Origin of the sequence: Pontibacter beigongshangensis (assembly GCF_014332515.1) — a bacterium.
GTDB classification, from domain to species: Bacteria; Bacteroidota; Bacteroidia; order Cytophagales; family Hymenobacteraceae; genus Pontibacter; species Pontibacter beigongshangensis.
Map to the genome: position 1 here is coordinate 1 of NZ_VFSD01000033.1, position 20,672 is coordinate 20,672.

Genomic DNA, 20,672 nt, shown 5'->3' on the forward strand with positions numbered 1-20,672 from the left:
ATTCGATAAGTTTTGTCCCTGTCAACAACACCTATTTTTGCCACTTGCTTACGGAGAACTTATGACAGCCTTCCCAGTATAAAAGAAGGAAACCCGTTGCCCTGCAGGCGACTCGCTACTGACTTGTAACTGAATGTGCTGACTCCTGAGAAAATACAGGCATGATCTTACTACCGACTCCCCTCCTGCTGATGTTCCTGCTTATTTCTGTTGGTGTACAGGAGAAAACACGCCCCACCGTTCAGGAGAATGTGTACCAGCAACGGAGGGACGCGATGGTGCAGCGCCACCTGAAAGACAGAGGCATTAAAGATGAGGCTGTCCTGCAGGCGATGCGCACTGTGGAGAGGCATAAGTTCGTGCCGCCCGAGCAGGCTCCCCTGGCCTACGCCGACCACCCCTTGCCGATCGGCCATGGCCAAACCATCTCGCAGCCTTACATTGTCGCTTACATGACGGAGGTAATCAGGCCAAACGCTACCATGAAGGTGCTGGAAATAGGTACTGGCTCCGGCTACCAGGCAGCAGTACTCGCTGAGGTAGTAAACAAGGTGTACACCGTCGAAATTGTGCCGGAACACGGAGAAGCGGCTGCCGGGCGCTTAAAAGAAATGGGTTACGACAACGTGCAGGTGAAGGTGGCAGACGGCTACCTGGGCTGGGAAGAACATGCTCCTTACGATGCCATTATGGTGACCGCTGGTGCCGAGGCTGTTCCTCCTCCCCTGCTGGAGCAATTGAAAGAAGGCGGCCGCATGGTTATTCCCGTAGGGCCCCGGTCTATGACCCAATCGCTGATGCTGATAGAGAAAAAGAAAGGGAAAGCAGTTTATAAAGACCTGATTCCGGTCATATTTGTGCCTTTTACCAGAAGCTCCAAACCATAATATTGAAATGCTGATGGATCCGTATGCCAGTTATGAACCAGCTAAGCTTTGAAAAGTCTGCCTGGTTGTGATGGGAATCTGAAGCTTTAAAAATTGGGGGATGAATGACCAGCGCAGGCACCAAACACCCATAACTCTTAACTCTTAAAAAGCCTTGTGTCTTATGGCGTTTTCAAAGAGCAATATTGGCTCAGGAGGGGCAATTCCATTAGAATAATTGCACGGAAGCGAGTGAATCTGCAAAAGGAACTATTATATAATTTTATCAATACACCACTCCCTGCAGCAATTCCAGCTGAAGAAGTAATAACCGCCAGCCACACACCACACAAATTGCAAAAGGTAAATTACAGACGAAAATTTTACCATAAATATCGCTATATTCTGTTTAAAAGGTAGTTATAAATTATAAAAACTATAGCTGGACCCTCACGTAAACAACTCAAACAAATATGATTTTTTTAATTGCCCGACGGCAAGACACAGAAATCAAGAAAGAAAAACAAACTTAACAGAATTAAAAACATGGCACATACCGTAGTAGGAGTTTTCGATACCTCTAACGAGGCCCAAACCGCCTTGCAGCAATTAGTTGGCAGTGGCATTTCCAGAGACTTTATCGACATTGCCCCACAAATGGGAAGCGACCTGGATAAGGATAAAGATAACGACAGTATAGGCAGTTTTTTCCGGAACCTCTTCGGCAGCGACGACCGCACCGACCGGTATTCCAGCTATGCTCGCAATGGCGCTATTGTGACGGTTCATGCCCGATCAGCAGAAGAAGCCGAGCGGGCTGCCGACATTATGGACGATAACGGCGCCGTGAACCTGGATGAGCGTACTTCCGGCTATGCCGCTGGCGCAGCAGCCACCGGTACAACCACTCCTGACTCAACCAGAACGGATTCCACCACTACCGGCACTACTATACCGGTAATTGAAGAAGACATGCATGTTGGCAAACGAACCGTAGAAACAGGCGGCGTGCGGGTGCGCAGCCGTATTCTGGAACGGCCTGTAGAAGAACATCTACGCCTCCGCGAAGAGCACGTCCACATTGAGCGCAACCCCGTGAATCGCCCGGCCACAGACAAGGACCTGAATACCTTTAAGGAAGGGGAAATTAAGATGACCGAACATGCCGAGGTACCGGTCGTGGACAAAGAGGCCCGTGTGGTAGAAGAAATACGCATCGGCAAAGAGGTAGAAGAACACGAGGAGCAAATTCACGGCACCGTGCGTAAAACAGATGTGGAAGTTGACAAACTAAGTGAAGAAGATCTGAGACGCAACCGCCTGAACAATGACCCCAGCCGCCATGTTTAGCAGATTAGCAAACAGTTAGAAAGCTAAGGCAGCTCTGTAACAGTTAAAGCAAAAAAGAACCATGGCAGCGTTTTAGCGTTGCAATGGTTCTTTTTTTGTGAAGAGGCATTCCATTTGAATATTACTACTATTGCTTCATTTGTTGGCTTTTATCCCGGCGTCTGTCCCCCCGCCAGATCCTTCCTAACAGAAACCAGATCAATAGCCGACTCACCCGAAGTGCACTTTCCGCTGAGAGCGCGCGGAAACTTAAAGCGTAGAAACCAATAGATAGTGCTACAAGAGGCTAGCCGTGGCCCTTGAGCATTTCCGGCTCAGCCGGTAGCTGCTGCCTTACCGGCTCCATAATCCTGATGACCCGTGCCGGGTTGCCTACTGCTATGGCATTGTCAGGAATATCTTTCACCACAACAGACCCGGCACCAATGCGAACATTGTTCCCGATACGGATATCTCCGATAATACACACATTCGAGCCAATCTCCACATTGTTCCCGATAACAGGGGAGCCGGAGAAGGAGCCATCCTCGCGGATTATGTTACCGATGGTGGTGGATTGCCGGAGGTAGCAGTTGTCGCCAATAACGGTGCAGCCGTTTACCACCAGCGCCTGCGCATGAAACAAGCCTAGCCCCTTGCCTACGGTTGTCCAGTGCGGAAGCTCGATGCACAGAAACCACTCCACCAATACTTTGTAAAAGGCGAGGTACGGAAGCCAGAGCATCCGCAGAAAATTATTTTTAGAGGCCGGATGCGCCAGCCGGAACAGTACCATCACTATTCTTCCTTTCAGATTGCCTTTGTTTGCATCCCAGTCCTGGAACAGATATGACATAATATACGGGTTAAGTAATTTGTTGAGGCTTACGGGCAATCCGGAACTGGCGTTACGCAAAGTACACCTCGCTCCCGCTATTTGCAGAATTTGTCACTGCCCAGCACTTCTTCTCTACTGCCCCTCTACGCTGAGCAGCAGCAGCTAAGGCAGCAAGAACCTCCTTAACTGGAATATCATTATATAGATACCCCTGCTATGTTCTACACGCCAATTATTTGAATCAAAACATGCCTCCCGAGGCGCTGCTGCTGCTGCTCAACATCAGCAATTACAGAATGTTCCTTACAGGCTGTCTCTTTCCTATAAAAGGCTGGTTAGCGCAGTTCCTTCCATCTGTATACACATAACAGGTCCTCAACCGGCGTGACCAAACCAGAGGCTGGTACAATTTCAAAAGCTGGGAAAAACCTTTTGCCGGCGATATTTTATACTAAGACTTGTTTCCTCGAAAGGTCACCTTCCTTCAATAGCGATGTTTTTTCTCCATACCTGCCCGTCTTTGCCTGAGACCTGCACATGGTAAATACCTGTTGAGAAACCGCTTAAATCCATTTCTGTTTTTCCGGATGGATTTATAAGGGCAGTTCCCTGCTTTACCACCCGGCCGTCTACACTGTATACTACGAAGTAGAGCGATTGCCGGGAAAGGCTAGCTGCCTCAAGTGTAAATTTCCCGGTGCTGGGGTTCGGGTAAAGCAGTAGCGCTGGTGCTGCCGCCACATTATCAGCCAGACTCGTGCACGTGGATACTACTATGTCGCTTTGAGCTGTGGAACCACAGCCCTTGCTGTCGCTGTAACTGTAGGTAATGGTAAAGGAGCCTGAACCTGTTGAATCCGGGTAGAAAAAGCCGTTTGTAACACCGGGGCCACTGAAGGTTCCTCCCCTGGGCATCCCACCTGTAAGTTTAATGCGGGCCTGCCCTTTGCATAACGTGTTAAAAGGCGTGAGGCTTACGGTTGGGATTGCTCCTATCACCACGCTTTGGGTATATGTATTGCCGACTCCGATGGCATTTGAAGCAGTTAAGGAGATCTGGTAGGTGCCCGGGGTAGCAAAAGTCACCTCCGGGGTTCTTTCGGTAGAGGCTGCGGGAGAGGCTCCCGGAAAGCTCCATTCCCAGGAAACAGGATCACCAACGGATGAGTCAAGGAACCGAATGGTCTGTCCTGCACATAGAACGCCTGCTGTTGAGAATACCGGGACAGGCACCATTGGTGTGAAAAAAGCCTCAAGAGGTGCCTGCACTATAAACAGGTCTGACTGATAATCAGAAATGGACTTTATCTCTAATTCCTGCCCCACTAATTTCCCGCTATTGTGCCGGGTAGCTACCGCCACATGATCGGTATTGTTCTGAAAGGCAATTAATGGATAGGCAATAATAGAAGCAGGCGGATAGGAGTTGGGAATGGTCTCTATCCGTATGCTTGCTCCCATTAGGGTATCAGTAACTCCGATAAAATTCTCCTGCTCAACTCTCAGCTGGTTTCCGAATACGTTACCTGCCAGGCGGTTGTATCTGAGGGTAGCTGGCTGGTAGGTTCCGCCAAGAAAAACAATCTTATCTTTCTTCAGATCCATTCCCGTCAGCACAACGGAGTTAACAGGAGCTATTTGCCTGATCCAACGATGCCCGCCCTGGCTGCTAATTTTGCAGATGAAAAAATCTCTGTAACTTACTGATATCAGCTTGTCCTGGTTAAAAGTAAAGTCACCGGAGAACCCACCCATAATGTACAGATTGTCGTTCTCATCAAGTTTCATAAACGTTGGGAACGTCTGCAGTTGTCTTACTCCCTGCTGTATTAGCTCCTTGGAACTAAGCAGTATGTCACCCGCTGCACTATACTTGTCCACCACAAGGTTCTCATGCCGGACGCCCCAGATATTACCTTCTGAATCTATTTCTATATCGGCATAGCCAACGTTCTTCTCCCATTCTAAAGCTCCATCCGCAGTGAGCTTGTAGAGATTCCTGTCGCTGCTGGCGTACACATTAAAATTTTTGTCTACCGTAATGTTCACCTTCTGGTTGGTATACTGCGCCAGGTAGGAATGGTGCCATTCCAGGAGTCCATTTTTATTATACTTCATAACCACTACGGAATAAGAGTTATAGGATGTATGTGGAGGATCGAAGGTTATATATTTGCCATCGGTGGAGTAAGCGCGAATGTCATCGATGTACTCGTTGTGGAAATAAGTAAAATAAATATTGCCCTCTGAATCAATTACCAGATCGCCACCTTTTGCCATGCCGGACTGGTGCCGGAGTTGAGTAGACCACTGCAGCGTGCCTTTGGCATTATACTTAACTAACATGTGCCGGTTGTTATAGCCGGGCTCATTCCTTAACGACAGATCTATGCTATCGCCGCGATTGCTGTAAGCACCAGCCTGGTGATCATCCGGAAGATAAGAAATATTTTCTTCCTGATACAGCACATAGCGGTTGTCATGGGCATCGTGCACGACACCCAGCACCTCGGCAATCCGATAGTAGCTGGAGTAAACCGTATAATTGACGGCTGTTTCTGCCACAGGGGCAATCACATTCACTTTTACTACGAGCGAATCCCGGCACCCCTCCACTCCTGTAGCGACCAAATTAATGTCATAGGTGCCGGTTTTGCTGAACGTAACTGGTGGCGGGTCTTTTTCAGCGGAACCTGCAACAGAAGCCGCAGGCCCGAAAGACCATCTGTAGCCTCCCCCGGCATGCTCAGATGTATTAATGAATTCTATAGCCTCTCCCACTTCAGGATTAAGATTTGTGACGGCAAAGTGTGCCAGTGGCCCGGATACGTCGATCGTCACGGCTTGCCTGAGCGGAACCGTACAGGAGTTATGGTTTCCGACCACAGAAAAAGTGGATGTTTCGAGGAGCACTCCTGTTGGCAAAAACAGGGTATCGCTGTTACCCAACTGCGGGCCGCCGATAGGCTGGTTTCCTTTTTTTAACTGATAGAGCACCGCCGGATCAGAATTCAGGACGTAAATCTGGGCAGGGTTCTTCCTACAGACAAAAGGAGTTCTGGTACCTACAGGCTGTGCCGGATCTACAGACAATTTAAAGTTGAAAACCTTAGTGAGCGTATCGGAACCGCACTCCGACAAGTAAATTCCTTTAACGATCAACCGGGTGTCGTCTCTCACCGTGACCTGGCCCGTCGATACAAAGCTGGAGGCGCGGGTTGCTGTCGTGACCAGTTTGCCACCCATCCAGAACTGATAGCTCACGCCGGGTTCAGCATTCATCACTCTTACTTTGGTGTACCCTCCGTAGCAAATCGTTTCCTGATCTGCCTCCAGGTAAAAATCATTCACCTTGGGAACAGGCCTGACCGTAACTTTTTTGGTACGGGAGCCTTCACAAACGGTATAGGTCAGTACATGCTCGCCTGGCCCTGCCATAGCGGGATCAAAATTTCCTGCCGGACTTACGCCTGTCCCGGACCAGGTTCCGCCCAAAGGCGAAAAGTTGGTTAAGGCAAAAGCAGGCGTGCCAGAACATACGGTTTCACTGTATCCTGCAAAAGTGCTTGTTCCGGAAAGAGTCGTAATTTCAAAGGCATCGGAATACCTGGATAAGCAACCCTGTGCATCTTTTACCCTTAACCGGTAGCGCCCGAAGCCCGAAACCGTAATTTTCTGGGTCGTCTCGCCTGTGCTCCATTCATACCCGGCCATACCGGCCGGACCTGCCACCTCAACGCTTTCGCCATGGCAAAGGTAAACCATGCCGTTCACGGATAGTTCGGGTTTTGAACCGGTAGGCAAACCGACTCCTACGATGGCCGTGTTGGTCAGGAAACGACTCACGCAACCCTGTTTACTGGCTCTGATCTTAACGATGTTGTTTCCGGGTGAAAGCCTGTCTTTGGGTATGGCCAATGTTATCGCCCCTCCTCCGGCCATAGCACTGCCCAGTGGTTTATTGCCGATATAAGCTTCATACAGCACATCGCTCTCCGTAGCCGGGAGCATAACCGTGGCATCCTGGCCGTTACAAACACTGCTGCCATCCACCCTTATAGTAAAAGCAGGCGGCGAACAGGCAGCAACATTATCCTGATGGTATAGAAACCCGGCATTTGAAGCGCCATTGCCGGTCGTCCAGGCTCCTCCGGCTATAAGGATGCTTCCGTCGTGCAGCATTTGCACGGTAGCATTGTGCGCGCCTATATAGTTAAGCTTATCGGCCGACCATGTTCCTTTTTCAGGATCATAGATTTGTATGGTCTTCGTGTCGGTAGGTGCAAAGAGGTCGCCTAAACTGTAAAGCAGTACTTTCCCGTCCTCCAGCATCACCATCCTTACCACGCCCACATTGGTAACCGTGTTTCCTGTTCTGGAGAATGACTGCCAAAAAGGATCGTACAATTCCGCGGTAACCTGATCGCTGTAATTCAATGATTGCGTTCCTACTATCAGGATCTTTCCGGATTTGAGCTGAATCATGGAGTGGAAAAAATGCTTTCTGGCGCTAAAGGCATAGAGTTGTGTCCATCGCAGGGTCTGCGGGTTAAATATCTCGGCTTGCATCGGAGCCAGTTCTCCGCCCATGGCCAGTACCGTTCCGTTGTTAAGGAGCAGCATCGCCATGCCAGCCCCATGCTCCAGTTGCATGTCACCGGTTGGAATCCAGACATCGTCGTACGGGTCGTACAGCTCCGATTTTTTACCTCTTACCCCACCTGCCACCAGCACCGTACCGTCATGAAGTGTTGCGGCTGCGTGTTGCATACGCGGGGTAGCCATAGGGCTTACCTGCTGCCATTTGCCAGAGGCAGCATCGTAGCGCTCGCAGGCAGCCAGACTAGTCTGACTCTGATCTTGCCCACCTATTGCCAGCACATTTCCATCGTGGAGCAGGACAGAGGCAAAATAATCCCGTTCCTGGTGCATGCTGCCGGTAAAGGACCAGGATTTGGTGTTGGGGTTATACAGCTCAGCAGAAGCGAACCTTTTCATGTCCAAAAACCGGTGGTTATTCCCTCCAAACACCAACACCTGCCCATTGGGGAGCAACTGCGTCTCATGCGTTACCCGCGCCACTTGCAGCGGGCCTATGGGCGAAGTAGATTGTGAGAAGGAGAAAAAGGAGATAAAAAGGAAGACGAGCAGGTGTAGACTTTTACCCATACAAAGAGTTTAGACGAATAGCTGCCTTACTGATTGCTGAGGTGATAGGCCATTTCTGAAATTGCAGATAAATCCTGATTTTTAGCAATAAGGGCCCGCAAAGATATAAATTCTTTTAACTATACAATATTGGAGTTTTCCGGAAATAACTGCTTTCAGGCAGCGTCAGCGCCTCTGGAGGGGCAAATTCATTGGAATAATTACTGACTGTTGTTTACTGCTATTTGGTTAGGCGAAGGGCTTGATGGGCAACAGGGAAATGTGAGAAAAAAATTCCCCGCCTTAATCAAGGAGGGGTTAAGGGTGGTTGTTTTTCAGGTCGATTTCCGATAGGATATAACGCAGTATGACTAGGAAAGGCTATAGCAATACCGTTTACTATGTGATGCACTCGAATTATTCCAATGAATTTGCCCCTCCAGAGGTGCTGACGCCTCAATCATGAATCACATCATGCTTTTTCAGGTCGCGGGCCACCGCCACAATATACATGACCAGGGCCGCCAGCAGCACCGGGAAACCCAGGAACACGCCTACCCCCACACTCCAGGCCTGGAAGCCTGCCAGCAGAAACAACAGGATGCAGAACAGCCCGATGCAGCCCACAATAACCGAGGTCCGGATGAGCCTGTTGACACTCTTTCTTCTTTTCATGATCTACCAGCTTTAATAAAGAAAAAATTAATGGCTTGCCCCGGAAGCAGCAAGTTGCTTCATATAAACCGACAGCGCCTCCACCTGTTCCTTCTCCCCGGTTTCCAGCCACACCTGGGCACTTCTGGCAGGCGTTTCCCGCTCCAGCGGAGTCGGGTGCACCGGGCCGTGGCAGCTCGAACAGCTCACCTCGTTCTGGCTCAGTTTATCGCGCAGGGCTACGTGGCTGTTTACTTCCCGAAAGTTTTTGGTTTCGCCGTGGCACGTGAGGCAATTGGAGTTTGGGTAACTACCCTTAAACGTAATAGGCTCCGGCCAGGTATCGGTCACGTACATGAGCCAGTGCCTGAAGCCATCCCGCTTCGATTCTGCTGTGCCATGTATACCATAGGACGTGTGGCAATGGTAGCACTGGTCTGTGGTGATCCACTTGTTTTTAAAATGCCGGGCTGCGAGTGTGGGGCTTTGCTCATTCTGCATGTCGTTTACAAAAGGCTCCATGATGTGGCAGGAATTACAGGAGGCCACCGTCGTGGTTTCGTGCATCAGGGTGGTGGTGCTGCTCAGGATAGAGATAACCGGAAGCATAAACAACCCTACAAACAAAGCCCACTTGTAAGACCCCCTGGAAATTCTTTTCTTCAGGAAAAACTCCACCAGGATGAGCCCTACCAGTGCCATAATAGTGGCCACAATACCGATCTGCTGCAGCAGCGCGGCGGCCGAGAGACCTTTTTCTTCTTCAGGATAACAGAAGGCGGGCAAGATACCTGCCGGGAAGAGCACCACCAGGGCAGCTGCTGCCTTCCTGAACGTTGTTTTCATGTTTGTCTTCATCAGGTTACTGGTTTCAGGCGAGAACTGGCTGTAGGGCAACCGCGCAATGTTTAAAGGCGGGCTGCTTCGATTGCGGGTCGTGGGCATCGGTAGTGGCATGGTTAATCAGGTGCTTGGACGAATGGAAGGTGGTGAACACCAGTCCCTCCCGAACAATGTCCGTTACCCGGACCGTAAAATCGGCTCCTCCCCTTTTGCTGCTGATCTGCACTTTCATGCCGTTCTTCAGGTTTAGCCGTTCGGCGTCGGCCGGGTGCACTTCCACAAAATCGACCGGCACTTTCTGCAGTTCCTCCAGCCGGCCTGTAATAGTGCCCGTATGCCAGTGCTCCAGCACCCGTCCGGTAGTCAGGATAAACGGAAATTCTTCGGAGAGTTGTTCCGGAGGCGCTTCCTGGTCGTACAGGTAAATAATGGCTTTGCCGTCGGGCCTGCCATAAAAGTCCAGCCTGCCGACAGCTTTTGCCATGGGGTCTTCTCCGGGTACGTAGCGGCGGCAGGTGCCCGGATGCTCTTCTGTAGGGCAGGGCCAGAGTATTCCCCGCTCCTCTTTCAGCCGCTCGTAGGTAATGCCCTTGAAGTTATAGGGAGAGTGTTCCGAAATGTTCCGCCACTCCTCCCACACTCCCTCTGGGGTGCGGGCAGGCACAATGTGCCCCAGGTTGAGCCGGTCTGCCAGGTCAATGAGTATTGCCAGGTCGCTTTTTGCCTCGCCCGGTGCCTCTACAAGTTTAGGAACATAGTGGTAGCGCCTTTCGGAGTTACTGCACACCCCGCCTTTTTCGGCCCACATGGCAGCAGGCAGCACAACATCGGCAAACTGTGTAGTTTCGGTAGGATGAAAGGCGTCGGCCACGACCAGGAACGTTTTCTCCATCGCCTGCCGGTAACGCATGGTATTGGGCATAGACTGGGCAGGATTGGTCGCCATGATCAGCGCACACTTCATGTCACCGGACTCCATCGCTCGGAACATGGCCACCGCGTCGAGGCCGGGGGTAGGCTTTATGGTGCCTTCCGGCACGTTCCAGAGCTTTTCCATCTCGCGGCGGTGTGCTTCCACGGCTATTTTACGGCTATTAGGCAGAGAGTGCGCCAGCGCCCCGGTATCGCGCACGCCGCCGCCGGCGTTGGGCTGGCCTGTAAAAGAAAACGGCGTGGCGCCTGGCCGGCCTATCTGCCCGGTGAGCAGGTGCAGCGCTATGACCAGCTGGTTAGAGGCCGTGCCCTGCACCTGCTGGTTCAGCCCCATGGTCCAGACCGACATGCTGGCCCCGGATGCCATAAAACGATAGGCCGCTTCTTTAATGGCCTCTGCCGATACACCGCACACGGCAGCTGCCTTTTCAGGTGTATAGGCCGCAAGGTGTTGCTTAAATGCCTCAAAGCTGCGGGTTTCATCGCCTTGCTTAAAACTAAGGTAGTTGCGCAGCATTTCCTCATCGGCGTATCCTCTCCTGATTACTTCGTGCATCATGGCGTTGTACAACGTCACATCGGTACTCGGTAAAATCTGCAGGTGCAGGTCTGCCTCACGGGCGGTACGGGTCCGGCGCGGGTCTACCACAATCAGGAAGGTGTCGGGTTTGCTTCTTTTCCTGTCCAGCATTCTTTCCCAGAGAATGGGGTGGCATTCGGCTGCATTGGAGCCGGTTATCAGGAAGCAGTTGGCGTGGTCCATGTCTTCATAGCAGCCCATGGGTTCATCTATCCCAAACATGCCGGTGTACCCAAAGGCAGGAGAAGCCATGCAGAGGCGGGGGTTGCCGTCTACATTATTTGTTCTGATGCCTGCTTTAAATAGTTTGCTGGCCGTATAACTCTCCTCAGTAAACAGCTGCCCGCTACCGAAAAAACCGACACTATCGGCACCGTGGTTATCGATGGCTTCCTTAAACTTCTGGGCCACCAAGCTCATGGCATCCTCCCAGGAGGCGCGCACCAGTTTGCCGTTGCTGCGGATCATGGGGTACAGCGCCCGGTCTGGGGCGTAAAGGATGTCGCGGTTCATGATGCCTTTTATACAGAGCCTGCCCCTGTTGTGCGCATACTTATCGCCTTTCACATCTACTACCTTGCCTTCGTGGAGGCCGATCTGCATGCCGCAGCCGGTACCGCAAAAACGGCAGACACCTTTGTGCCAGGCATCCACTTTTATAACTGGCTGCCGTTGCCAAAGTTCCGAAAGGTTTCCGCACCCGCCCAGGAAGAGCATACCAGAGCCCAGTGAGGCCAGGCGCATAAATTCTCTCCGGTCTAAGCCCAGGGTAGTATTGTTCTTCTCTTTCTCCATAAGTTACATGATGCTGAGATTACAAATGGCCGCTCCCTAAATAAAGCAAGATAACTACAGAAGCTACGAGATGAACTAAGGAAAGATACAAAACCGCCTTTGCTGCCTCACGAACAGAAGTAAGATTATGGAAATTTGTATACTTTGTATTTTGCGCCTTAGCTTAAGCGTAGCAGCGCCACTTACCTTGTACATGTCTGTAGATCAGGCACAAAAGATGCGAATACTAAACACTTCTTCCGTAAGCAGCGAAAGCCAGCGGAAGTTGAAGAGATTTTAAATTATTTGAATGAAAAATGGCCTCAGGAGGATTTTCTGCCGCTACTGCCTAACCTCATCAACAAAAGGTATTCTCAGTTTCTGGCACTCACCTATTTTTCGACTCAGCTTTCTGGCTTCGCTTATCAATCAGTTCTTTGCAGACTTGGCAAGAAAATCCGGCGTGAAGTTCAACATGAGGTAGGCCCACTGGCCGCGGTCCTGCTTATAGGTGGCAGGCGCTTTGAGCAGGTCCATGCCGGGGGTTGCAAAAATAGTGGCGTACCCGGCTTCTATGTTCAGCTCCTTCATAAGCGTGTAGTTCACCACAAAATCGATCTCTGTGCCGAGTCGCCTGCTGGATGGTGCCCCTCCAAGCGGATCTACGGTTCTGTCGGCAATCTCATTACCGGCATAGAACTCGTGCAGATCCAGCGTGAGCATCAGCTTATTGCTGACCCTGTACCTGTTCCGGACAAAGAAATTCAGGAGCCCGGGCGAACGGCTCTGCAGGCCATCTGCGCCAAACTGATCGGCTACGTAAAAGTAATCCATAAAACCCCAGAACTTATGCGGCGTTCCGTAAAGCGGATCGAAGCGCCGGTTCACCCGGCTCTGCTCCCTGGTGTTGTTGCCAGACAGGTAATCGAAACCTGGGTTAGTAGTGAACTTTCCGGCCGTGTAAGCGACGTCTGCTGTAAAGTTATGGGCATCCAGCGTGTTGCCGAACCGATCGTTGTTGCCCTGGTAATAGGCGGCGGCATTCAGCTGAATTCTGTCGGTGAGCCTGGAGAACAGGGCACCTCCCACCGTAATCCGGCTGTTAACGCCCGGTACCGCGGTGTTAACACCGTCTATCAACTGCATTTTCTGAAAGTCGTCTTTAAACACAAGTGCGGCCAGCTTGCCAAAAGTGCCGGTTCTGGCAAAATACCCGTACTGCATCGACTTGTACATCATCCCGATGGCATTGGTGCCAGGCACTACAGGAGCGGCCGGAATGCCATTGTACACGTTGCCCGAGCGGCCGGGCGTATCTTTGCCATGGTTCTGGTTAAAGGCAAAACCAGCATCTGCCAGCCAGCCTTTATGGCTGAACTTCACCACAATGGCATCGTGCCGCCTGCCCTGCTGCAGCCAGTCCAGGTTGCCCAGGAGGCGGGCATCGTCGTACACGATCTCCTGCCGCCCGGTTTTTATAGAGAGATTGTCTACCTTGATGTTGGCAGAGTCGCTGAGGATTATTTCGCCCCAGGCCTGGTGCAGAAACAGCTTGCTGCCCTCCAGGTTGCTGACCGTTGACTGATCGGAACCCCACACCCGCACTTCCTGTGCCGAAACAAAAAAGCGGTACCTGCTTGCGTGGTACCCTACATTAAAACGGGTGCGCTGGTTTGTGAAGAAACTGGCTTTCGCCTCCGGAACAGGCAGTGAGCCTTGTCCGTGGCGCAACTCAGACCGTGTCCTGATCTGGCCGCTAAGGGAGAGCTGGGCAGTTGCCGTCTGCTGCATCAGAAGAAACCAGGCGGTGGCGGCTAAAAGGGTATTGCGTAAAACTTTTATCATATAGGGTGTTGAAGAGAGAAGTGAAGGATTGCACCAGTCAGAATTCCGGCTGTACCATAAAAATTGTTCCGGGCTTTGCCAGCTTCTAAACTTAATGAAAGTACGCTTTTTTTCATAAGCTTTTGCTTCTTCTGCCCTTGTCAGATCAATATTTCACATAGATTTGATTGATTACAGTTGATTGGAGAAACGGACTTAGAGGCCAGTCTTCTTTGGTATCGGCCGTTGCAGCGGCACAACGATTCGCCTCTGGAGGGCACTTTTCATTGGCATAATTTGATTATGTACTGGCACACTTCCAGTCTTCTAGGTGTTAAAGCGAAATCGGAGTGGCAGGAAAACAACCTTTTTCCTATTCTTAGCCCAACCATTACCTGTAACAATATGATGTCGTTGCCAAGCAATATCCAATATTATCGAATTATTATTATCATAATTCATCATCAGCCACCAAACGAGTATAAATACTTAATTAAAACAAGTATTAACTATGGAATAAATCTTAACATAATGAAGTTACTTTATAAGATGCAATTACCTGTTCTTTATACTAACCTCTATGCCAGATAAAGCACAACTTATTTTCAGCAAATTCGACACTTTGGTCAGAGCGGGCGAGATAGCCGGATTCAGTATTTCTTTCCGGGACTACGGCCTGCTTGTGCTTTCTGAAAATGAGAAAGTAGAGGAGAGCGTGTTTCTTGAAAGCGAAATCACTGCCTCGTTAAGGTCCTACTTTCAGGATATAAATTGTATCAGAAACGATTCGTCAGACTATAGCAGCCTCAAAAGCTTTCTGAACGCCAAAACAATCCTGGACAGAATGCTTCACCATGGCGATTCGCCCGCCACTCCGCTACAAGACCCTAATGCCCCAAAATTGTAGCTCCTGCAGCCAGCAGCCCCTCGCCCTCTCCCACCCAGGCTTAATATATTTCTGAGCCGCCGGTCTGCAGCAGCAGAACACCAGAAAGCATCGGGAGGGCTTTTTAATTAGAATAATTGCTGCACAGGCATGCCTCTACATCTGGCCTTTTCCTGTGGCATATGCCTCCCGTCAGCAGCATTCCCTCATCGCCGCGCCTGCACCCTCTCACTCAAAAATTACGATACCGCCACCTCGGCATGGGTATAGTGGTGGTAATCCTTTATAACTGTCGTCAGAAACTCCCAGTCCGAAAGTTCGGTTTGCGAGCCGGTAGTTTCTTTTACGCGGATAGCTATCGTTTCCAGCAGGCTGTAATTCTTATGCTCCTGCGCTTTGGCCAGCAGCTTTTTTACAAGCGTCATGTCCTGGTCGGTCAGCGCGCTTACTTCCGGGAAACGGATCTGGTAGTTCCCTTCTATGGTCACGTCGAAAAGCTTCTGAGGGCGTACAGCCTGTGTTTTAATCACGCAGGTGCCAGCCGCCATGTCGCCCAGGCGCTGGCCCTTGCTGCTGGCGGCTACGGCAACCAGCGCCACCAGGCCGTTCGAGCCCATCGTGTCTATCAGCCGGAACATCCAGCGAAGCAGGTAATCGCCTATGCCCGGCGCCTCGCCCGAGAGTTTGATCACTTTTAAATCCCTGGCTTTTTTGCCGACACTCTGCCCGTTAAAAAAGATTTCGCACAGCAGGTGATAAAACACAAAAGGCCCGCCTATAACAATGGCTGTCAGATATCTTTCGTTTACGTCAGCCGCTACTGCCATCATAAACATAAACATGGCCCACACAAAATAAACCACCATGTCTATCAGGTGCGCCACTACCCTGTCGCCCACGCTGGCCATGGCGTATTCAACCTCCACATTCTGAGCGGTTCTGATTTTAATCGTATTCATACTAAAGATTTTACTTTTATTTGCATGACAATATACATATATTTGATTTAGATTAAAATCATATTGTTTTGCGCGAAGCTGCTTTTATAAAGAGGAACAAACCCAAGTGGAAGTCTTTCGAAACTCAGAAAGCTGCCGGCCCGGATGAACTGGCAGACAGGTTTATAGAACTGACCGATGACCTGGCTTATGCCCGCACCTTTTACCCGGAGTCTGACAACACCGCCTACCTGAATACGCTGGCGGGGCAGTTTCACCAAACCATCTACAAAAACAAGAAAGTAAAGCAAAACCGGCTTGTCACCTTCTGGAAATACGAATTGCCGTTGCTGCTCCGGCAACACCAGCGGCAGTTGTTTTATGCTTTTGTCATTTTTATGGTGGCTGTCGGCATCGGAGCCCTCTCCGCCGCCCTCGACGACTCCTTTGTGCGCCTGATCCTGGGCGACTCCTATGTGAACATGACCCTCGAGAACATCCGCAAAGGCGACCCTATGGCTGTTTACAAAGGGCAGAACGAGGCCGATATGTTCCTGTACATCACGTTTAACAACATCCGGGTTTCTTTCCTGGCCTTTGTCATGGGCGTGTTTTTCTCGGTGGGCACTTTCTGGATCCTTTTCCAGAACGGCATCATGCTGGGAGCCTTCCAGTACTTTTTTTACAAGCAGGGCCTGCTGCTCACCTCTGTCCTCACCATCTGGATACACGGCACCCTGGAGATTGCCGCCATTTTGGTGGCGGGCTGCGCCGGCTTTGTCCTGGGCAACAGCCTGCTCTTCCCCAGGACCTATTCCCGCCCGCATTCCTTTAAGCAGGGGGCACGGCGCGGCATTAAAATCGTGATCGGCCTGGTGCCTGTTTTCATCACAGCCGGTTTCCTGGAGGGCTTTGTAACACGGTACACCGATATGCCCCTGGCCTTGAGCCTGCTTATCATTCTATCCTCTGCCGCTTTTATACTCTACTATTTCATAATTTACCCACGTTCACTGCACAACCGGCATGTTACCAACAAGTCAGAAGATTAATTTCAGGGAGGAGCGGGATTTCGGCCAAAAGCTGAATGCCACTTTCCATTTCATCAGGTCCAATTTCAAAGCACTGTTCCGGACAGTGCTGCTCTACGTAACACCTGTTGCACTGGTGTCGGGCATCCTGTCGGGGCTGTACCAGGCCCGGCTGCTGAAGAAGATTGGCGGCGGCTACGGGCAGGAGTCTTATGCCGAACTGAGTTTTTTTGAGCAGGTAAACTCCCTTAACTATTACGCCTACCTGTTCTTTACGCTGGTGAGTGTGCTCATGCTCATGCTTACCGTGCACAGTTATATGGTAGTATACCAGGATGAAGAGGGCCGGGTGGAACCAGCCGCTGTGTGGCAACACATTAAGGTTAATCTGGTAAAAGTGATCTATAGTGGCGTGGCTCTTGCCTTCCTGACTCTCCTGGGGCTGGTCCTGCTGGGCTTTGGCATTTACCTGAGCATCGTGTTTTCGCTTTTTGTAATTATAATGGTGCGCGAGGAGCTGGATTTTATACCAACCGTGGAGCGTTGCTTTTACCTGATGAAAGGAAACTGGTGGGCAACCTTCGGGTTCCTGCTCATGGCAGGGTTGATTCAGAGCGTGATCGGGTGGTTGCCTGCCTTGCCGGCCATGCTGATACCCACCCTGCGCATGTTCGAGGTGCCGGGCGCAGACAGCGATGTGCTGCTGGTATTCCTGAATGCCTTTGCCAGCGTGCTTACTGTTTTTGTGTATGCTGTTTCTGCGGTTGCCATTGGTTTCCAGTATTATAACCTGGTAGAGAAAAAGGATGGCATCGGGTATATGGAGCAGGCCGACCGGATTGGCCGCCTGCAAATAACCAGCTCTGCCAATGAAGGCCATTATTAGCCAACTGCTTGCAGGGATTGCCTTTTGCCTGCTCTGCAGCACCGGCACCAGCCTCTATGCCCAGGATAGCCTGGCCGCAGGGCAGGTGCCGCTGGTGGTGCGCCTCCCCGACCCCGACAAGCTGGAGGCGATGCGTGCCGACAAGGATTTCCTGTACCACGAGGTAGTGCAGCAGGATGACTCCTTCTGGAAACAGCTGCGGCACAAAATCGGGCGGTGGCTGGAAGAAACATTTTACAAAGGCAGGGCAAGCGGCTTCTGGGAATTCCTGATTTACGTGCTTCTCACCGTAATTGTGGTGTTCGTTTTTGTAAAGATGCAAAAGGTAGGCCTGTCTGAGCTTATCAGCCGCAAAGCTGCTCCGGCCCCGCTGCCTTACCACGTGGTAGAGGAAAACATTCATGAACTGGCCCTGGATGTGCTGATAGAGGAAGCCATCAGAAAGCAGGAACTCCGGAAAGCTATTCGCCTGCACTACCTGCAAAGCCTGAAAAAGCTCACAGACGCCCACCTGATACACTGGCTGCCGGGCAAGACAAACCGGAGCTATATTGCCGAAATTCAGCACCCTGCCCTCCGGCGGGAGTTTGAGCAGCTTACCAGCATGTTTGAGTACGTGTGGTATGGCGGCGCAGGCCTTGGAACCGAGCTGTTCGACACAGCCCGAAATGAGTTTATGCAGTTCGACAACCTGATAAAGCAACACGCATGAAAGGGTATCGCCGCTATATCGCCCTCATTGTGCTGCTCTTTGCAACGCTGCTCCTGCTCGACTATTTCCGTCCGAAACCTGTGGACTGGACCCATAGCTACTCCAGCAAGGAAAAAATACCGTTTGGCACCTATGCCCTGTTCACCTTGCTGCCCGACATGTTTAAGGGGCAGCCAGTGGAGCAGGTCCGGCAGCCCATTTACAACCAGTTGCAGGACAGTACGCTGGCCGGCAACTATATCTTCATAAACGAAGAGTTTATGGCCGATAGCCTGGATGTAAACCTGCTGCTGGATTTTGCGAACAGAGGCAACCAGGTATTTATTGCAGCCGAGTGGTTTGCAGGCCAGCTCGAGGACACGCTGCATTTTACCACCGACAGCCACTCCAGCATGCGCCCCGACACCACCGCCATGCGGTTTACGGGCACGGCAACAGCTAAAAGCTTTGTTTACCCGGCCAACAATTATGCTTATTACCTACAGGTAGCAGACAGCATCCCCCATGAGGTGCTTGGGCGGAACAAAGCCGGGAAGCTCAATTTTATGCGGGTGCCGTTTGGTGCAGGCTCCTTCTTTATCAGTTCTGTGCCACTGGCTTTTACAAATTATGAGCTGCTAACCCTGGCTGAACCTGCCTATGCTGCCACGGCCCTTTCCTACCTGCCGGTGCAGCCTGTTTTCTGGGATGAATACCAGAAACAAGGGCAGCAGGCAAACCGCTCTGTGTTTAGTGTGCTGCTACACCATGAGCCCTTGAAATGGGCCTATTACCTGGCGCTTTTTTCTTTGGTGCTGTTCGTGCTTTTCAAGAGCAAGCGCACGCAACGCATCATACCTGTTATAGAGCCGCTACGCAACACCACCCTCGATTTTGTAAAAGTGGTAGGCAGCCTTTATTTCAACAACGGCAACCATAAAAACATCGCGCTGAAAAAGATCGCCTACTTTATGGAGTATCTGCGCACGCACTACCACCTGGCCACCAACGACTGGAACGAGGAGCTGCGCGAGCGGATAATAGTTAAAACAGGAGCGGACACAGAACTGGTCAGCCACCTGTATAAGCAAATAGAGAGCATCCGGAGCAGCAACTGCATATGCGAGCAGACCCTGATGCAGCTCAATAATTACCTCGAAGATTTTTACAGACAGACAATAGCAAGGCCCACAGCCGACTCGAACGCATGGAAGAAGAAGTATTAACATCCGTACAGGAAAACAAAACAGATTACAGTTCCCTGCACCAGGCCATACGCGCCATTAAACAGGAGCTGCACCAGATTATTGTGGGGCAAGACCAATTGATTGAGCTGCTGCTTGTGGCTATGCTTGCCGATGGGCACGTGCTGATAGAGGGAGTGCCCGGCGTAGCCAAAACCCTTACCGCCAAACTACTGGCCCGCACGGTGCAGGCAGACTTCAGCCGGATTCAGTTTACGCCCGACCTGATGCCCTCTGATGTGCTGGGAACCTCTGTTTTCCACCCCGGCACCGCCACTTTCGATTTTAAGAAAGGGCCGATCTTCGCCAACATTGTGCTGATAGACGAGATTAACCGGGCTCCGGCAAAAACCCAGGCTTCCCTGTTTGAGGTAATGGAAGAGCAGCATATTACCCACGACGGAACGCTTTACACTTTGGCAGCGCCCTTTGTAGTGCTGGCCACGCAAAACCCGGTGGAGCAGGAAGGCACCTACCGACTGCCCGAAGCGCAGCTCGACCGGTTTATGTTTAAGGTACTCGTAGATTACCCCAGCCTGGCAGAAGAAATTAACATACTGGAAATGCAGCACCGGGGCGCTGACCTGAAGCAGGACCTGGAACGTGTGCAGCCTGTGCTATCTTCTGAGCAGCTGCTGGAACTGCGGCAGGCGGTGCAGGCCGTGCACCTCGACCGGAAACTGATCGAATACATTGCCCAGCTGGTTGGGGAGACAAGGGTTAGCAAATCGTTGTACCTGGGGGCCTCCCCGCGTGCCTCCATTGCCCTGATGAACAGCTCCAAGGCCCTGGCTGCCCTGCGCGGACGTGGCTTTGTAACCCCGGAAGATATTCAGGAGCTGGCGCCAACCGTACTGCGCCACCGCATCCTGCTGACCCCGGAACGCGAAATGGAAGGCATTACGCCAGATGATGTCGTAAAACAGATCGTTCAGAAAATAGAAGTGCCGCGGTAAGGCGGCGCCCTTCAAATTAAAAATTAGAAATTTAAAATTAGAAATGGCAGTGTACGCTGCTATTCCTAAGCCAAATCAAATGAGGTATGTCCAATAATAGAAGCGGAGGAGCACAATATGTTTCCAATCTCCAAACCAACCAATTAACACCTAAGTCATTTAATTATTTAACAAGCAAAAAGAAGCAACCCGCAATTAAATTATTCTAATTAAAAAGGCCCTTCCGGGCTATCTTCTTCTGCTGATGCTGC

At 51.1% G+C, this 20,672-nt stretch carries 15 protein-coding genes; 8 read left to right on the forward strand and 7 right to left on the reverse strand.

Features of this window, described 5'->3' with window-relative positions; translation table 11 throughout:
* The first annotated feature begins 161 nt into the window (after positions 1-161).
* Together FJM74_RS20820 and FJM74_RS20825 are read left to right on the forward strand one after the other, a co-directional pair.
* Positions 162-887 carry a protein-L-isoaspartate(D-aspartate) O-methyltransferase gene (locus FJM74_RS20820; protein ID WP_206684077.1) on the forward strand — a complete coding sequence of 242 codons (726 nt, stop codon included), beginning with the start codon at positions 162-164 and terminating at the stop codon, positions 885-887.
* Positions 888-1,412: 525 nt separating this feature from the next.
* Positions 1,413-2,216: a YsnF/AvaK domain-containing protein gene (locus FJM74_RS20825; RefSeq protein WP_187264578.1), complete on the forward strand. Its 804-nt coding sequence runs from the start codon at positions 1,413-1,415 to the stop codon at positions 2,214-2,216.
* Positions 2,217-2,502: 286 nt separating this feature from the next.
* On the opposite strand, the gene FJM74_RS20830 is transcribed toward FJM74_RS20825, so the two are convergent.
* The 6 genes from FJM74_RS20830 to FJM74_RS20855 form a co-directional block, all read right to left on the reverse strand.
* Positions 2,503-3,051 (reverse strand): serine acetyltransferase, encoded by a 549-nt coding sequence (locus FJM74_RS20830; RefSeq protein WP_187264579.1) that lies wholly within the window; start codon positions 3,049-3,051, stop codon positions 2,503-2,505.
* A 456-nt stretch (positions 3,052-3,507) separates the two neighbouring features.
* A complete protein-coding gene (locus FJM74_RS20835; protein WP_187264580.1) occupies positions 3,508-8,202 on the reverse strand; it encodes a kelch repeat-containing protein in 4,695 nt (1,564 codons plus the stop codon).
* A 435-nt stretch (positions 8,203-8,637) separates the two neighbouring features.
* Complete coding sequence (locus tag FJM74_RS20840) at positions 8,638-8,856, reverse strand: hypothetical protein (RefSeq protein ID WP_187264581.1); 219 nt, start codon at positions 8,854-8,856, stop codon at positions 8,638-8,640.
* Between the two features lie 27 nt (positions 8,857-8,883).
* Positions 8,884-9,681 carry a NapC/NirT family cytochrome c gene (locus FJM74_RS20845; RefSeq protein ID WP_187264582.1) on the reverse strand — a complete coding sequence of 266 codons (798 nt, stop codon included), beginning with the start codon at positions 9,679-9,681 and terminating at the stop codon, positions 8,884-8,886.
* 25 nt (positions 9,682-9,706) lie between these two features.
* A complete protein-coding gene (locus FJM74_RS20850; protein ID WP_187264583.1) occupies positions 9,707-11,986 on the reverse strand; it encodes a molybdopterin oxidoreductase family protein in 2,280 nt (759 codons plus the stop codon).
* 408 nt (positions 11,987-12,394) lie between these two features.
* Positions 12,395-13,810, reverse strand: a complete 1,416-nt coding sequence (locus FJM74_RS20855) for an alginate export family protein (protein ID WP_187264584.1) — start codon at positions 13,808-13,810, stop codon at positions 12,395-12,397.
* 559 nt (positions 13,811-14,369) lie between these two features.
* Between FJM74_RS20855 and FJM74_RS20860 the strand changes: the two genes are divergently transcribed.
* A complete protein-coding gene (locus tag FJM74_RS20860) occupies positions 14,370-14,696 on the forward strand; it encodes a hypothetical protein (RefSeq protein WP_187264585.1) in 327 nt (108 codons plus the stop codon).
* 218 nt (positions 14,697-14,914) lie between these two features.
* Here FJM74_RS20860 and FJM74_RS20865 read toward each other — a convergent pair whose 3' ends face one another.
* Positions 14,915-15,634, reverse strand: a complete 720-nt coding sequence (locus FJM74_RS20865; protein WP_187264586.1) for an RDD family protein — start codon at positions 15,632-15,634, stop codon at positions 14,915-14,917.
* 68 nt (positions 15,635-15,702) lie between these two features.
* On the opposite strand from FJM74_RS20865, the gene FJM74_RS20870 reads away from it, so the two are divergent.
* Genes FJM74_RS20870 through FJM74_RS20890 form a run of 5 tightly spaced genes read left to right on the forward strand, consistent with a single transcriptional unit; the run spans position 15,703 to position 20,421 of the window.
* Positions 15,703-16,665 (forward strand): stage II sporulation protein M, encoded by a 963-nt coding sequence (locus FJM74_RS20870; RefSeq protein ID WP_187264587.1) that lies wholly within the window; start codon positions 15,703-15,705, stop codon positions 16,663-16,665.
* On the forward strand, positions 16,640-17,530 hold the full coding sequence (locus FJM74_RS20875) for a hypothetical protein (RefSeq protein WP_187264588.1): 891 nt from the start codon (positions 16,640-16,642) through the stop codon (positions 17,528-17,530). The genes FJM74_RS20870 and FJM74_RS20875 overlap by 26 nt, the downstream gene beginning before the upstream one ends.
* On the forward strand, positions 17,514-18,242 hold the full coding sequence (locus tag FJM74_RS20880) for a DUF4129 domain-containing protein (protein WP_187264589.1): 729 nt from the start codon (positions 17,514-17,516) through the stop codon (positions 18,240-18,242). The genes FJM74_RS20875 and FJM74_RS20880 overlap by 17 nt, the downstream gene beginning before the upstream one ends.
* On the forward strand, positions 18,239-19,447 hold the full coding sequence (locus tag FJM74_RS20885; protein ID WP_187264590.1) for a DUF4350 domain-containing protein: 1,209 nt from the start codon (positions 18,239-18,241) through the stop codon (positions 19,445-19,447). The genes FJM74_RS20880 and FJM74_RS20885 overlap by 4 nt, the downstream gene beginning before the upstream one ends.
* Complete coding sequence (locus FJM74_RS20890; RefSeq protein ID WP_187264591.1) at positions 19,429-20,421, forward strand: AAA family ATPase; 993 nt, start codon at positions 19,429-19,431, stop codon at positions 20,419-20,421. The genes FJM74_RS20885 and FJM74_RS20890 overlap by 19 nt, the downstream gene beginning before the upstream one ends.
* Positions 20,422-20,672 lie beyond the last annotated feature (251 nt).